Source organism: Flavobacterium sp. HJSW_4 (assembly GCF_042436695.1).
In the GTDB taxonomy this organism is placed as follows: Bacteria; Bacteroidota; Bacteroidia; order Flavobacteriales; family Flavobacteriaceae; genus Flavobacterium.
In genome coordinates this window covers 67,037-82,678 of record NZ_JBHNPP010000020.1, presented here as the reverse complement: position 1 = coordinate 82,678, position 15,642 = coordinate 67,037, and the positions used below count along the sequence as shown (strand labels likewise).

The following is a 15,642-nucleotide window of genomic DNA, read 5'->3' as shown; positions in this document are numbered from 1 at the left end:
AAATGAAAATTAAAGATATAGTTAATCGTGAGATAGTTAATTTAACCAATTGCGAACACGAACCCATACATATTCCTGGTAAAATACAACCTCATGGTTTTCTATTAGGTATTACGACTGGCTGGAAAATAGATTTTTGTACAGAAAATATTGCTGTATATTTTGACTTGACTCATACTCAAGTATTAGGAAAAGATTTTGCAGCTGTTTTTGGTTCAATTGCCCAAGAAGAAATATTGGCATATATAAAAGGGGATGAAATTCAAGATGCTTTTCCTCTTGAAATAGAAATACTTGGAAAATTATTTCAAATTAATATTCATAAAAGCGGTGCTGTTTATGTTTTAGAAGCTGAGTTGCTATTTCCTGATAGAGAAAAATTGGCTGATGCTTACAAACAAACTATTCAGTTTGTGAGCCAAATGAACAGAACCAAATCACTAAAAGATTTATGTGCTCTTGTTGCGCAAGGAACGCGTGAAATAACGGGTTACGATCGTGTAATGATTTACCGTTTTGATGAGCAGTACAATGGAGAAGTATTTGCAGAAGATTGCAGAGAAGATTTAGAACCTTTTCTAGGATTACATTACCCACATACGGATATTCCTGCTCAGGCCCGCGAATTATACATCAGAAATCAGCTTAGATTGATTGTTGATATTAATTACGAACCAGTTCCAATTTATACGGTTGATGATAAAGAAGGAAAAAATCTGGATTTAAGTCTTTCTATTCTAAGAAGTACATCACCAATTCACGTAGAATATTTAAAAAATATTGGAGTAGGAGCAACGTTAACCATTTCTCTAATTCATCACGATAAATTATGGGGATTAATTGCCTGTCATCATTATTCGGAAAAAAATATTTCTCCTGAAATTAGATTGGCAGCAAAACTTCAAGGACAGTTTATTACTTCTCAAATAGATATTAGACAGTCTAATGACGAATATATTAATGCGCAGAAAACTATTTTGGCATTAGAACAATTAACAGCGCTCGAACTTTCTATTGTAAAAGAATCTTTAGAAAAAATTATTGAAGCGCCACAATTATTGGAAATTGCTAATGCTTCTGGCGTTTCTATAGTTTCTAGAGATAAAATCTATAAAAAAGGATTAACTCCGTCTGAGGAAGACATTTTAAGTCTTGTTGAAAAAATTACCAGCAACAATGTAACTGAAATTTTTTCAACGAATAAAATCACAGACCATTTTCCTGAATTTGCTGAAAATTCTAATTTCGCTGGAATCATCTATCATTCATTGGGTATTGATGGTCATATAATTTGGTATAGACCTGAAACAATTTCAGAGATTAACTGGGGCGGGGATCCAGAGAAAAGTATTATTAAGGATGCTAATGGACTGCATCCTAGAAATTCTTTCGATATCTGGAAACAGATTGTAAAACATCAGAGTATTCCTTGGAAACAGTATGAAATTAATGCTGCAGCTCAATATGCCCACACTTTACATAATCAGCTAATTTTGATTATGCTTAGTGAAGAAGAAGAAAAATATCGCAGTCAAAGCGAAATATTAAAAGAAACCAATTCAGAGTTAGAAAATATCAACTGGATTAGTACACACGATTTACAGGAACCATTGCGCAAAATTCAGCTGATTACTTCAAAAATGCTGACGGAACTCGATGTTATTTCTACAGAATCTATTTCGAATTCGTTACAACGTGTTTCTAAATCTGCTAATAGAATGAGTGGTTTGCTAGAAGATATTTTGAAATATACTCGAATAAAAAACACAAGAGATAAATTACAAGAAGTAGATTTAAATAAAATTTTGAAGTCTACTATTAAAGAAATGCACGAAAGCATTAAAGAAAGTGGCGCTGTAATTGAGAATGAAAACCTTCCGGAAGTTCATGCTATTGGATTTTTAATGCGTCAGTTGTTTATTAATATTCTTCAGAATTCCATAAAATATGCTTCGGCAGAAAGACAACCGAAGATTGTAATAACGGCTTCTCAAGAGCCAGTTTTAATACATGACAAATACAAAGTATACTGCCACTGGGTTCGTTTTTCTGATAACGGAATTGGTTTTGAGCAACAGTATGCCGAATCTATTTTTAAAGTTTTTACAAGACTTCATACACAAGAACATTATACCGGTTCTGGAGTAGGTTTGGCACTTTGTAAAAAAATTATGCAGGCTGTAGGAGGAGATATTCGCGCCGAAGGAAAACCTAACGAAGGTACCGATATCATTATCTATTTTCCTTGTGATCCTTCAGATATACTTTTGCCTATTTAAAAGACTAAAAAACTCAGAAACATTGTGAAACTTTGTCAAAGTTTCAAACTTTGACAAAGCTTACAACAAATATTTAAACATAGCCCAAAGGTTCAACTTTGGGATTAGAGATTGCGATTAGATCTATGTTATTTTCAATAAAGTGAAACGCCTTTACACATTCAACAATCTATGTTTCTATGTGTTTAAAAAATCAGCATAATCAGCTCAAATCTTATTAAATCTACATGAAAAAATCAACTTAATTTTTTCGAACAAAAAGTTTTAACCTATTACTTTTAAAATTCACTTCAGAGATAATAGTCGCAGAAAAAATCAAAGTTCCGCCCAAAAGTAAGCGCCACGAAAGATTTTCTCCCAAAATAAAGAAAGCTCCAATGGCACCAAAAACAGGCTCGAACAAATAAATAACCGCTACACGTTCTGCTGATAAATAACGTTGTGAAATGTTGGAAACCGTGTACATAAAAGCTGTAGAAAACAAAGCGCAGTAAACAGCACCCAACCAAAATGTGTCGTCTTTTGGAAACCAAACAGCTTGCGAATCAGTAAGCGCAATACAAAAAGTAAATAAAGCGCAAAATGCAAACATCGGTACAATCGAGTACAAAAGATTTTTGGCTGCCGAATGTTTTTCGACAGAAATCAAATAAACGGCAAAAGCAAATGCGCCAGAGATTGTAAATAAATCGCCGACGTTTATGGTAAATTTGTCTGTTATCGCAATAATAAATAATCCCGTTAAAGCAGTCAGAGCCGCAATCCAAATTTTCAAAGGCGTATTGGTTCTGTAGATCGCTAATTTCAGCATCGGAATAATAATTACTGTCAATCCTGCAATGAAAGAACATTGCGAAGCATCGGTATATTTGAGCGCCGTAGTCTGTAATTGAATACCTAAAAACATAGGAACAGCAAGTATAAAACCCGTTTTAATCGCTTCTCGATTAATATCTTTAACGTATTTCCAGAAAACAATACTCAATACAAATACAGCCAAAAGGAAACGATAAAATAAGAAAATGTTGAGCGAAAAATTTCCAATTGCCATTTTGGTAACCGAATAAGAAACGCCCCAAAATGCAGTGCCCAGAATTAGTAAAAACAATAAAAGCTGTCTTCTTTCCATTTTAAATCAATACTTTTTTCATCATTAAATCAGTTTGTTCGTCGTCGCCTAATCTGAAAATATGTGTGTCAAATTGCACGAAACCATTTTTGGTGTAGAAACTTACCGCTCTGAAATTCTCTTCCCAAACGCCCAGCCACATATAAGTTGCTTTTAGTTCTTCGGCAGTTTTTTCAGCTTGAGCGTATAAGGCTTGCGCGACTTTTTTGCCATGAAATTCTTTTGCTACATAAATACGTTCTACTTCTAAAGCGTTTAAATCTTCTTTTTCTGTTTGAGCTTCAGCTGTATTCAATTTTAGATAACCAACGACTTTTTCGTCTAAAACGGCTAAATAAAAGTAAGACGAAGGATTGTTTAATTCAGAAGTCAGTTTTGCTGTTGCGAAGCTTTCATCCAGATATTTTTTCATGTTTTCTTCGCTGTTTACATCAGCAAAGGTTTCAGAAAAAGTTTGTCTTCCAATTGCTTGCAGTTTTAAAACATCATCTGCTGTTGCTTTGATTATTTCTAGAGTATTCATTTTTTATTTCTTTAATGCGTTAAAAGCTATTTTTTATTCTTGATAAATGCGTAAATTGCATCAATGGATTTACAGCAGATTAAATATTTTTTGGCCTTAGCCCGCGAACTTCATTTCTGGAACACTGCCGGAAAAATGAATATTACACAATCAGCATTGAGCCGTCAGATTCAGTCTTTAGAGAATCAGCTTGGCGTACAGCTGTTTGAACGTAATAAACGCAATGTCAAACTTACAGCAGCTGGCCAATTCTTAAAAGAAAAATGGGAGGTAGAATTGAGTAAATTAGAATTTATTCATCAATCTGCCCGCCAGATTCAGTTAGGGGAGAGCGGTACGATTACCATTTCTCATCCCGATTCTATTTCGGCTTCTATGATGCCCGAAATTTTATCTCGTATTTCTGATGCTTTTCCAAAACTTAAAGTCAAACTGGTTCAGGTTTTGTATGAGAATCAGCAGGATTTCCTTCGCAATTATAAAATCGATTTGGCGATTACGAGAGATATCAATAATGCTAAAGATATTCAGTCTCAAAAAATCTATACCGATCATTTAGCGATCGTCGTTCCCGAAAATCATCCTTATAAAACTCCCGAAGATCTGACCAAAGAAACGCTTGGTTCTCAAAAGTTTATATTGCCAACCAACGATGAAGGAAGCAGTTACAGCGATCTTATTCGAAGGTTATTCAATTCTTTAGAAAATGCTCCAGAAGTTTATCTTCATTCTGAATTTGGTTCTTCAATTATTGCTTTGGTTCGAAAAGGACTCGGAATCGCGATTTTACCTGATTCTTATGTTTTTCATGAAATTCCAGGAATTCGATTTATCAAATTGCCTTTAGAAACCGATTTGTACATCAATTGGAGAACCGAAGATCATAATCCTGTGTTGTCCAATGTTTTGAAATTGATTATTCCGTAAATCTTATGCGCGAAGCATTTGGATATGCGGAATTCCATCTTCATCGTAAACTTCGCCTTGCTCCACAAATCCAAGCGATTGGTAAAATTTAGATAAATGATACTGCGCACTGATTCTGATTGGCGCTTTCCCAAACTTTTCTTCGCAGCCCACTATTGAAGCTTCCATCAATTTTCTTCCTAAACCTAGTCCGCGATGTGATAATGCAATTGCAACTCTTCCGATCGAAATTTCATTATAAGAAACTCCAGAAGGAAGCAAACGCGTTACGCCTGCCAATTGGTTATCAACGAAATACAATAAATGAAAACCTTTCTGGTCTTTATTGTCTAAGTCGAGATACGGGCAGTTTTGTTCGACTACAAAAACGTCACATCTCAAACGAAGCATATCGTATAATTCGTGATTGGTTAATTCGTCAAAAGATTTAATGGAATGGCTGAATGTCATTTTAATTTTAGGCTTTAATTTTTGACAAAGATAAAGCAGAGAATAATGTGGTAAAATGCTATTTTTTTATCATGTGATGCTGAAAATGCATTAATTGTTTTTTGGAATATCAAATTTGAAATTGTAAATTCCAAAACGCAAATTTTGACAAAGTTATGCCAACAGTTTGTCATTTCGAGGAACGAGAAATCTTCGCAAGTAGCTCCGCCCAGAATATTGCCAATCTTTGTCGAGTTTCTTGCGAAGATTTCTCGTTCCTCGAAATGACAAGATTGTGGTTAGTTTAAACAAAAAAACTTTGTCAAAGTTTCAAACTTTGACAAAGTTGAGTGTAACAATTTTAAAAGTTTCAAGTTAAGTTGAGTAACGTGAAACTTGAAACCTGAAACAAAAAAAGTATATTTTTAATGCGAAACCGCTTTTAAACCTACAATAGAACCAACCAAAGTTGCTAAGAAAAATAATCTCCAGAAAGCTGCAGGTTCTTTAAAAACAAATATTCCTACCAATACAGTTCCAACTGCTCCAATTCCTGTCCAAACGGCATAAGCAGTTCCTAGCGGTAGCGTTTCAGTAGCTTTCATTAACAATAGCATACTTACTGTTAAAGAGATGAAGAATCCAATATACCAATAGTACATTTCGGTTCCTGTTGTTGCTTTTGCTTTTCCAAGACATGAGGCGAAGGCTACTTCAAATAAGCCTGCAATGATTAAAATAATCCAGTTCATATAATTAAATTTTGAGGTGCAAAGTTCCTTCATGAAATGCAGAAAAAATTTAACAAATGATAAAAAATGAAGTTATTTTAGCCACTATAATTTAAACACATAGAAACATAGATTTTCTTGTTGTCGCTAAGATTACAAAAAAAGCAAGCTTTAACACATAGCTATATGTACTGAAATTAGTGAAACGCCTTTTGTACATTCCAATAAACTATGTTTCTATGTGTTAAAAATAATTTCGGTTGCTGAGTTATTTTATTTTAACTCTGCACGAATTCTGCTTAAACTGACTTGCGTGATTCCTAAATAAGAAGCAATATGTCCTAATTGTACTCTTTGAAGCAATACAGGATGATCTTTCATTAATTCTAAATATCTTTCAGAGGCATTTTTGAATTGTTTGGAAATCAGTCGTTCTTCGGTTTTGATTAATTCTTTTTCTGCAAATTTTCTTCCCCAATTGGCAATATGAACGTCTTCGCTGAAAAGCTTTCTCAAGTTTTCTGTTTTGAGTTCGTACAATTCGCAATCTTCCAGAAGTTCTATAGTTTCGTAACCAGGTAAATCTTCGACATAACTTTTCATTGAAATTACGGTTTCGCCTTCTTTTCCAAACCAAAAAGTCACTTCATTGTCTCGTTCTACATACGCTCGTACCAATCCTTTTTTTATAAAATAAATATTCGATTCTATTTTGTTGGCTTTAAGTAAAATATGTCCTTTCGGGAAAGCAATTTCGGAGACATTATTTTGCAACGCCAATTTTGACTGTTCAGGAAGCTGGTATATATTATCTAGAATATTAGAAATATCCATTTTTAGCTTTTTTAAATTTGGAATAAAGATACTAGTTGTAGCATTGAACAGAAAATTTCAGTTAGAATTATTGTATTTTACTTTTCATATTTCATTCATCCTCTAAAATTTTTCTTTCATGTACATTTATTTGTTCGTTCCCTATTAGACAAATATCTTTACTATAGCATTAATAATTTTTATATTGAAAATAATTAAAAAAAGAATATCGATCTATTGGAAAATCCAGTTAATAGGATGGATTACTGCTTCTTTATATTGGGGATTTGTAGCTTTTATAAGTGGCCCTTTTATTTGGAAAATGGGTTTAGCCGATTTTATATTGGATGTTTCGATTGGAATTGGATTAACTCATTTATACCGGAATTTTGCTTTAAGTAAGGGATGGAATAAATTCAACTTAAAAAAGCTAATTCCAAGATTATTTTGTGGCGTTTTAGTGCTTTCGATTTTCTATATGTTTTTGATTGCTGGTAAGTTATATCTGATTCGGATGTTTGTTCTGGGAGAGAATTCAGTTTCATTTTGGGTGTTTTTCAAATCGGTTCAATTGCAGCTTTTTATAACTGGAACCAGATTAATGTCGATTTGGATTTTAGCATACCATCTTTATCATTATTCAAGACAGGAAATTCAAATAGTAAAAGAAAATGCGCAATTATCAATTACAGTTAAAGAAGCTCAATTACAAAGCCTTAGCGCACAACTTAATCCGCATTTCTTTTTTAATTCTTTAAATAATATCAAATATTTGGTTTTGGAGAATCCGAAGTCTGCACGAAGAGCAATTGATCTTTTGTCAGAACTGCTTCGAAATTCGTTAGATAATACAAAAGGACAGTTTATAACTTTAGAGGAAGAATTTAATCTTGTTAAGGATTATCTGGAGTTGGAAAAAATACGATTTGAAGAGCGTTTAGAAGTGAAAATTGAAACTAATGTTAATTTATCTAGTCATTTCATTCTTCCTTTTAGCATTCAACTATTAGTTGAAAATGCCATTAAACACGGAATTGAAAAAAGAAAAAATGGCGGATTTATAAATGTAAAAGCCGAATTGATTCAGGATTTTATAAAAATTACTGTTCAGAATTCGGGGAAATTAAATACAGAAGTTCAAAGCTCAGGAATTGGACTAACGAATCTCAAAAAGAGATTATTGCTGCAATATAACACTGAAGCTACTTTTGATATAAAAGAATTAGGAAATGAAACGGTTTTAGCAACTATTTTACTGCCAGCAAAATGAAAAAAATAAAAGTTATTATCGTGGATGACGAGCGCTCGGCAAGAGAAGAACTAAAAAGAGCATTGCTAGAATATGAAGATTTTATTGTGATTGGCGAAGCCGAAAATGCAGACGACGCAAAAGACTTGATTGAAACAAAATTACCAGACCTAATTTTTTTAGATATTCAAATGCCAGAACAATCGGGTTTTGATTTATTAGAAACATTAAGTTATGTGCCAGATGTGATTTTTGTTACGGCCTACGATCAGTATGCAGTTCAGGCATTTGAGGTTAATGCTTTAGATTATTTGATGAAACCAATTCGAGAAGAGCGATTTTCTAAAGCAATTGAAAAAATACGAAATGCTAATGAGACAAAAGTTGCTACAAATAATTCGATTAATCAAGATCGAAAAATCTTTATTAAAGACGGTGAAAAACGATTCTTTATCCGATTAGATGAAATTTATTTAATAGAATCGCTTGAAAATTATACCCGATTATTTTTTAAAGATAAAAAAGCAATGCAAAGACGTTCTTTGCGCCAATGGGAGGAAATTCTGGACGAAAATACTTTTTTCAGAATAAACAGAATAGAAATAGTAAATGTTAAATACATTGAAGAGATAAATACAACTGTAGGAGGCTGGCTGGAAATAAAACTCAAAACTGGTCAATTACTGAAGGTCTCCAAACGTCAATCCGTTAAATTTAAAAACAGTAACGGAATTTAAAATACTCTTTTTTTAATAATAAATCTGTTAAAGGCATTGAAAATGCAGTTGATTATTTGCGTTTTTATATGTTCTGGAGGCTTCTGTTTTTTATAATTAATGAAATAAATCAATCCTATGAAATCAGTTTTAAGCGTTGCATTATTTATTTTAATGCTAACTAATGTCTTTTGTCAGCAAACAAAATTGACAGTATCAGAGCATTTAAAAAGTGCTTACGATGTTCAGGACAGCGTTATGATTAAGACACGAGACGGAGCTTCGATTTCAGCTATTATAGTACGAAAAAAAGGTGTTTCTGTTCCAAAACCAGTGCTATTTCAATTCACAATTTACGTTTCTCCTAATGATCTTAAATCTTTAGAAAAAGCAGCTGATAATGATTACGTTGGAGTGATTGCTTATTCCAGAGGCAAGCGATTTAGTCCTGATGAAATTTTTCCGTATGAAAACGATAGTAATGATGCATACGATGTTATAGACTGGATTAGCAAACAAAACTGGTGCAACGGAAGTATTGGAATGTACGGCGGAAGTTATAATGGTTTTACGCAATGGGCAGCATGTAAAAAAATGCATCCAGCTTTAAAAACGATTGTTCCTTATGTTGCAAATAGGCCTGGAATGGGATTGCCAATGGAAAATAATGTATTTATAAATCCGAATTACGAATGGTCTTTTTATGTTGCGAACAACAAATATTTAGATACCATTGTAGGAAATGATAGGCAGCGTTTTAGAAAAATGCAATTTAGATGGTGGGAAACAGGAGTTGCTTATTCTAAAATGGACAGCATTGACAACAGTCCAAATCGACTTTTTCAGCGTTGGATAAAACATCCTTCATTTGATGAATATTGGCAGAAAATGGCGCCTTATAAAAAGGACTTTGCTCAGATCAATATTCCGATTTTGGTAATTGACGGCTATTATAACGATTCGCAAAATTCGAGTTTATATTATTTGAGAGAACTTCAGAAATATAACCCTAAAAATAGACCTTATTTAATCATTGGTCCGTACAGTCATTTTGGAGCACAAAGAAAAGGAGCGGCAGTATTGAATGGCTATAAAGTAGATGAAAACGCACTAATTAATACTCCAGAAATCACGTATCAATGGTTTGATTATATTTTAAAAAACGGCCCAAAACCAGAAATTTTAAAGGATCAAATTAATTATCAGGTTATGGGAGCGAATGAGTGGAGGAGCGCGCCATCAATTGAAAAAATGAGCAATGGCTATTTGAAATTTTATCTTTCGGATGCAAAATCACAGAAATTTTACACTTTGAGTTCAGAAAAACCGACAAAGAAAAATTATTTGTCGCAGGAAGTTGATTTTGCAGACAGATCAATCAGTAACAATGATTATTATCCGGATCCCATTATAAGAAAAGAAATTGATACGAGTAACGGATTTACTTTTATTAGTGAACCTTTTAAAGAACCTTTGCTGGTTAACGGTTCTTTTTTAGGAGAAATAAAACTGAGCATTAGTAAAAAAGATTTGGATGTTGGAGTGACTTTGTACGAAGTTATGCCAGACGGATCGTATTTTCATTTGGCTTATTTTATAGGTCGAGCCAGTTATGCAAAAGATAGTACGAAGAGAAATTTATTGAAACCGAATAAAATGGAATCGTTTAGTTTTTATAATACCCATTTGGTCAGTAAGCAATTGCAAATGGGAAGCCGTTTGCTGATTACATTAAATGTGAATAAAAATGCCTTTTCTGAGTTGAATTATGGAACAGGAAATGAGGTTAGCAAGGAAACAATTGAGGATGCAAACGAGCCTTTAAAAATAAAATGGTACAATGACAGTTTTGTGAAAATTCCGATTTGGAAATAATTTTGGTAAAAAAAAATCCCATTTCAATTTGAAATGGGATATAAAACAGCCTCTGCGATGAGCTATTATAAACAGAAGCAATTTTTGACCAACATATAAACTAATTTATTCCTCCGCCTAAAGCTTTGTAAAGCAATACTTGTGAGTTTGCATTTCGAAGTTGAATGTCGACAAAATCCAGTTCGGCCTGCAATTTGTTTTTTTGTGCATTGATGATTTCCAGATAATTAGCATAACCGCTCAAATACAAATCGTTTGAGACATTTACGGCAATTTCTAAGTGATCAATTTCATTTAATTTATATTTTAAAACATCTTCAAAAGCTTGATTTCTATGCAATAAAGCACTTAACTCGTTGAAAGCCGTTGTAACTGTATTTTGATATTGAAGAAAAGAAATTTCTTGTCTTCTATTCGAAACATAAAATTCCTGTTTAATTTGACCTTTATTGAAAACTGGAGCTGTCAAACCGCCTAATATTTGCCAAGCGAAAGAACCAGCATCAAAGAAAGTATTGAACGAAAACGAATTGAAACCTGCATATCCGCCCAAGTTTACAGTCGGGAAAAAAGCCGCACGAGCCGATTTCGCATCTGCATTACTTGCTAATAATTCAAAGTAAGCCTCAGATACATCTGGTCTTTTGTGAATGATAGAATCCACGCTTATTTTTTGATTTAAAACCTCTAAATGTCCAGATAAGAAATCGTTGCTTCTGTCGATTTTTCCGCCGTATTCTCCCAAAAGAGTCAATAAAGCTTTTTCGGTTTGATCGATGCTTAATTTTAATTCTGATGCTTCGGCGTGAATGTTATTGTTTTGTGCATTAAACTGTTGTACAGCCAATTCTGTAGCTTTTCCAACCGATCTTTGTGCCGAAACAATATCAAGCGCTCTTTCCTGCGTTTTTAAGTTGTCATCATAAATTAGGGCTTGTTTGTCTAAAGCGATAAGCTTGAAATACAAGTCAGCAACATCTCCTAAAAGGCGTGTTTGCAACAAACGCATTCCTTGCTGAGAAGCAAAAAATCGTTGCTGAGCCGCTTTTTTACGATTGCTTAATTTGCCCCAAATATCAGCTTCCCAAGAAACTTTGGCTCCTAAAAATAAATTAGGCGTAAGATCTTCGTTGATTCTTTGTTTTTCGTTAATATTTTGAGAAAAATTGGTATCAAAGTTACCAACCCCGTCCATTGTATATTTTCCGTAATGCGTTCCAGAAGCATCTGCCACAAGATCTAAAGAGGGAAGAAGTGCTAGTTTAGCCACTTTTAAATGCGAATTGGCAATTAAAATTCTCTCCTGCATAATTAAATAATCAGGATTTTTGGTGATGGCTTTTTTTAGTAATTCCTCTAATTTGGGATCTTTAAAAAACGTTTCTGTTTTTAACGGAATAAATGGTTCAGTCTCAGTTGAAGCTTCTTTTTTCTGCGTATCAAAATTGTCTGGAAGCTTTGCAGCGTCTAGTTTACTACTGACTTTTGGTGCAGAACAAGCTGTTATAAGTAAAACTCCAGTTATTGCAACGGCGCTTTTAGTTGTCCTTATCACATCAGTATTTTTATATTGATTTAATATCTCTTTCATTGTTTAATTTTATTTGTTCAATCCGTTATGTAAATTTTTATTCTAACACATAGAAACATAGGTTTTTCTTTTTCGAAAAGGGAATGGAAAGAAACTAGTTTCTAACACATAGGCATAACTTAATGTTTTGGTGATTACCATTTAGCTATGTTTATTTAAGCTAAGTGAAACGCCTTTCAACGCATTCCAAATCCTATGATTCTATGTGTTTAAAAAATTACGTATTAAGATTTGCTCATTCGTTTTTCCAATTTCGCAAACAGTATATAAAGTCCAGGAATAATTAAAAGACCAAATACAGTTCCGATTAACATTCCACCCGCAGCCGCAGTTCCGATAGAACGGTTACCAATTGCACCCGCACCAGAAGCGATACACAACGGAATCAATCCTGAAATAAAGGCAAAAGAAGTCATCAAAATAGGACGGAAACGAAGTCTGGCTCCTTCAATCGCAGCTTCGACAATATCGCGTCCGAGTTTGTTTTGCGCCATAGCGAATTCGACAATCAGAATGGCGTTCTTGGCGAGCAGACCAATCAGCATGACGAGGGCTACTTGGGCATAAATGTTATTGTCTAGTCCGACCATTACAAGTGCGATGTAAGAACCGAAAACTCCAACAGGCAAACTCAATAATACTGGGAACGGAAGCAATAAACTTTCGTATTGAGCAGCCAATAATAAGTATACGAAAAGTATACAAAGCCCAAAAATGTAGATTGTTTGGTTACCCGAAAGAATCTCTTCACGTGTCATACCAGACCATTCTAATTCAAAACGGCTAGGCAATTTTTCTGCAGCAATTCTTTCCACGGCTGCAATCGCATCTCCAGAACTGTAACCTTCAGCTGGTTCACCGTTAATCATAGCCGACATATACATATTGTAACGCGTTAAAACCTCTGGACCATAAACTCTTTCTAATTTGATGAAAGTAGAAAACGGAACCATTTCGCCTGCGTCATTCTTCAAATACATATCCAAAATGCTTTCTGGATTTTGACGGAACTGCGGACTCGCCTGAACCATAACTTTATACATTTGAGAGAAACGGATAAAATTGGTTGCATAAAAAGAACCTAACATCGTCTGTAAAGTGCTCATGGCATTGTCTACAGAAATTCCTTTTTTGGCAGCTAAATCGTAATCAATATGAATTAAATATTGAGGGAAAGTAGCATCAAAACTCGAGAATGAGTTCTGAATTTCTGGCGAAGCATTCAATTCTTTGATAAACTCTTTGGTTACTTTATCGGTATTCGTAATACTTCCTCCAGATTTGTCTAACAAACGAAGCTCGAAACCACTCGTATTACCAAAACCAGGAACGGTTGGCGGAGCGAAAATCTCGATCTGCGCGTCGGTAATGTTTTTTGTTTTTTCTGTAAGTTCGGCCATAAATTCGGTAACCGAAATATCGCGTTCACTCCAGTCTTTCAAGTTGATCATTCCCATACCGTAAGAAGCTCCAGCGATTTCAGTAACAATACTGTACCCTGCAAGAGTCGTAACGTTGTCAACACCTTGAATTCCTTTTGCGATTTTGGTTACTTCGTCCAACGCTTTTTCAGTACGTTCTACTGTTGCTCCTTGAGGAGTTGTAACGCTCACGTAAACCATACCTTGATCTTCCGTAGGGATAAATCCTGATGCTAAAAATCTTGTTGTTCCCCAAGTTAAAATACAAAACAGCACTAATAAACCAACTGTAACCGTGTTACGGTCAGCGAATTTCACTAATACTTTGATGTATTTTGAAGTAATATTATCAAACCAATTGTTGAATCTTTGGAAGAAACGATCTAAAAGCGATTTTTTCTCTTTATTAGGATCGTGTGCTTTCAGCATAATAGCACAAAGGGCAGGAGTAAGTGTAAGGGCATTAATACCCGAAATCACGATACTAATTGCCATTGTTAATGAGAACTGTCTGTAGAAAACTCCAACGGGACCGCTCAAGAAAGCAACTGGAATAAACACCGCAGCCATTACAATTGTAATCGCGATAACGGCACCTGTAATTTCTTTCATGGCGCTAATAGTAGCGTCCATTGGCGACATGTGTTCTTCGGTGATTTTTACGTGGACCGCTTCGACAACGACAATCGCGTTATCAACCACAATTCCGATCGAAAGTACTAAAGCGAAAAGTGTCAATAAGTTGATCGAGAATCCCATCATCGACATAAAAGTAAATGCACCAATAAGTGCGACAGGAACTGCCAGAACAGGAATTAAAGTAGATCTCCAATCTTGAAGGAAAAGGAAAACTACAAATGCCACTAAAATAAAGGCTTCAACCAATGTTCTCAATACTTCATGAATAGAAGCATCAAGGAAACGAGATACGTCATACGCAATGTTGAATTCCATTCCTGGAGGGAAAGAAGACACTTTCAACTCTGCCATTTTTTCTTTTACGCTCGCGATAACTTCAGAAGCGTTCGAACCTGGACGTTGTTTCAACATGATTGATGCAGAAGGTTTTCCGTCGGTTTTAGAAACCATTCCGTAACTCATTGCACCAAATTCAATTTTCGAAATGTCTTTTAATCTTAAAATTGTTCCGTCTGGATTGGCTCTTAACGGAATTTCTTCGTATTGTTTTGGTTCAAAGAATTTTCCGCCATACTTAATTACATATTGCAGCTGATTATTCATTTGTCCTGAACCTTCACCAACTTTACCCGGCGCAGCAGAAATGTTTTGTTTTTGAAGTGAAGCAATCACTTCATTCGCAGAAATATTATACGAAAGCATCTTTTCTGGATCTAGCCAGACACGCATCGAATATTCTTTTTGTCCCATGATTTCGGCACGTCCGACACCATCAATACGTTTTAATTCTTGAAGAATGTTAATATCCGTAAAGTTGAAGATAAACTGCTCATCCTGAGTTTTGTCGGTACTTGTAATGTTCAAGTACATCAACATACTATTAACCTCTTTTTCGGTCGTAACTCCGGCACGAATTACCTCTTCTGGAAGCTCATCTAGAATTGTGGTAACCCTGTTTTGCACGTTTACGGCAGCCAAATCGGGATCGGTTCCTACTTCAAAGAAAACCTGAATTAAAGTCAAACCATCATTTGAAGTTACGGTTGACATATAAGTCATCCCTGGAACTCCATTTATGGCTCTTTCTAACGGAAGAGCGACGGCATTGGCGGAAACCTCTGCATTTGCTCCTGTATATTTTGCTGTAACGGTTACAGACGGTGGTACAATATCTGGGAATTGGGTAATGGGAAGCTGAAACAACGCCAGCAATCCCAGAAGGACTATCATAACCGAGATGATTAATGACAATATTTTCCTTCTGATAAATAACTCTATCATTTTAAATTTTTTAGATAAATAATTAAATAACTGTTTTAC

At 34.5% G+C, this 15,642-nt stretch carries 12 protein-coding genes; 5 read left to right on the top strand and 7 right to left on the bottom strand.

Annotated features, from left to right (window positions below; genetic code table 11):
* Positions 1-2 precede the first annotated feature (2 nt).
* A complete protein-coding gene (locus ACE01P_RS17640) occupies positions 3-2,279 on the top strand; it encodes an ATP-binding protein (protein WP_379700201.1) in 2,277 nt (758 codons plus the stop codon).
* A 241-nt stretch (positions 2,280-2,520) separates the two neighbouring features.
* Here ACE01P_RS17640 and ACE01P_RS17635 read toward each other — a convergent pair whose 3' ends face one another.
* Both ACE01P_RS17635 and ACE01P_RS17630 read right to left on the bottom strand, forming a co-directional pair.
* The gene (locus ACE01P_RS17635) at positions 2,521-3,408 is read right to left on the bottom strand and encodes a DMT family transporter (protein ID WP_379700200.1); all 888 of its coding nucleotides are present in this window, start codon (positions 3,406-3,408) and stop codon (positions 2,521-2,523) included.
* Between the two features lies 1 nt (position 3,409).
* Entirely contained in the window at positions 3,410-3,931 is a 522-nt protein-coding gene (locus ACE01P_RS17630; protein WP_379700199.1) for a GNAT family N-acetyltransferase, read from the bottom strand.
* Between the two features lie 63 nt (positions 3,932-3,994).
* Here ACE01P_RS17630 and ACE01P_RS17625 point away from each other — a divergent pair, with 63 nt between their 5' ends.
* Positions 3,995-4,858 carry a LysR family transcriptional regulator gene (locus ACE01P_RS17625; protein WP_379700198.1) on the top strand — a complete coding sequence of 288 codons (864 nt, stop codon included), beginning with the start codon at positions 3,995-3,997 and terminating at the stop codon, positions 4,856-4,858.
* 3 nt (positions 4,859-4,861) lie between these two features.
* Here the strand turns inward: ACE01P_RS17625 and ACE01P_RS17620 are convergent, their stop codons facing one another.
* The 3 genes from ACE01P_RS17620 to ACE01P_RS17610 all read right to left on the bottom strand — a co-directional run bounded on the left by ACE01P_RS17620 (position 4,862) and on the right by ACE01P_RS17610 (position 6,852).
* Positions 4,862-5,308, bottom strand: a complete 447-nt coding sequence (locus ACE01P_RS17620; protein ID WP_379700197.1) for a GNAT family N-acetyltransferase — start codon at positions 5,306-5,308, stop codon at positions 4,862-4,864.
* 404 nt (positions 5,309-5,712) lie between these two features.
* Entirely contained in the window at positions 5,713-6,039 is a 327-nt protein-coding gene (locus tag ACE01P_RS17615; RefSeq protein WP_026728926.1) for a multidrug efflux SMR transporter, read from the bottom strand.
* 252 nt (positions 6,040-6,291) lie between these two features.
* On the bottom strand, positions 6,292-6,852 hold the full coding sequence (locus ACE01P_RS17610; protein WP_379700196.1) for a Crp/Fnr family transcriptional regulator: 561 nt from the start codon (positions 6,850-6,852) through the stop codon (positions 6,292-6,294).
* Between the two features lie 184 nt (positions 6,853-7,036).
* Here ACE01P_RS17610 and ACE01P_RS17605 point away from each other — a divergent pair, with 184 nt between their 5' ends.
* The 3 genes from ACE01P_RS17605 to ACE01P_RS17595 all read left to right on the top strand — a co-directional run bounded on the left by ACE01P_RS17605 (position 7,037) and on the right by ACE01P_RS17595 (position 10,671).
* Entirely contained in the window at positions 7,037-8,101 is a 1,065-nt protein-coding gene (locus ACE01P_RS17605; protein ID WP_379700195.1) for a sensor histidine kinase, read from the top strand.
* Entirely contained in the window at positions 8,098-8,817 is a 720-nt protein-coding gene (locus ACE01P_RS17600; RefSeq protein WP_379700194.1) for a LytR/AlgR family response regulator transcription factor, read from the top strand. The genes ACE01P_RS17605 and ACE01P_RS17600 overlap by 4 nt, the downstream gene beginning before the upstream one ends.
* Before the next feature lie 117 nt (positions 8,818-8,934).
* A complete protein-coding gene (locus ACE01P_RS17595) occupies positions 8,935-10,671 on the top strand; it encodes a CocE/NonD family hydrolase (RefSeq protein WP_379700193.1) in 1,737 nt (578 codons plus the stop codon).
* A 100-nt stretch (positions 10,672-10,771) separates the two neighbouring features.
* Here ACE01P_RS17595 and ACE01P_RS17590 read toward each other — a convergent pair whose 3' ends face one another.
* Positions 10,772-12,262: a TolC family protein gene (locus tag ACE01P_RS17590; RefSeq protein ID WP_379700192.1), complete on the bottom strand. Its 1,491-nt coding sequence runs from the start codon at positions 12,260-12,262 to the stop codon at positions 10,772-10,774.
* 224 nt (positions 12,263-12,486) lie between these two features.
* The gene (locus ACE01P_RS17585; protein WP_379700191.1) at positions 12,487-15,603 is read right to left on the bottom strand and encodes an efflux RND transporter permease subunit; all 3,117 of its coding nucleotides are present in this window, start codon (positions 15,601-15,603) and stop codon (positions 12,487-12,489) included.
* Between the last annotated feature and the right edge of the window lie 39 nt (positions 15,604-15,642).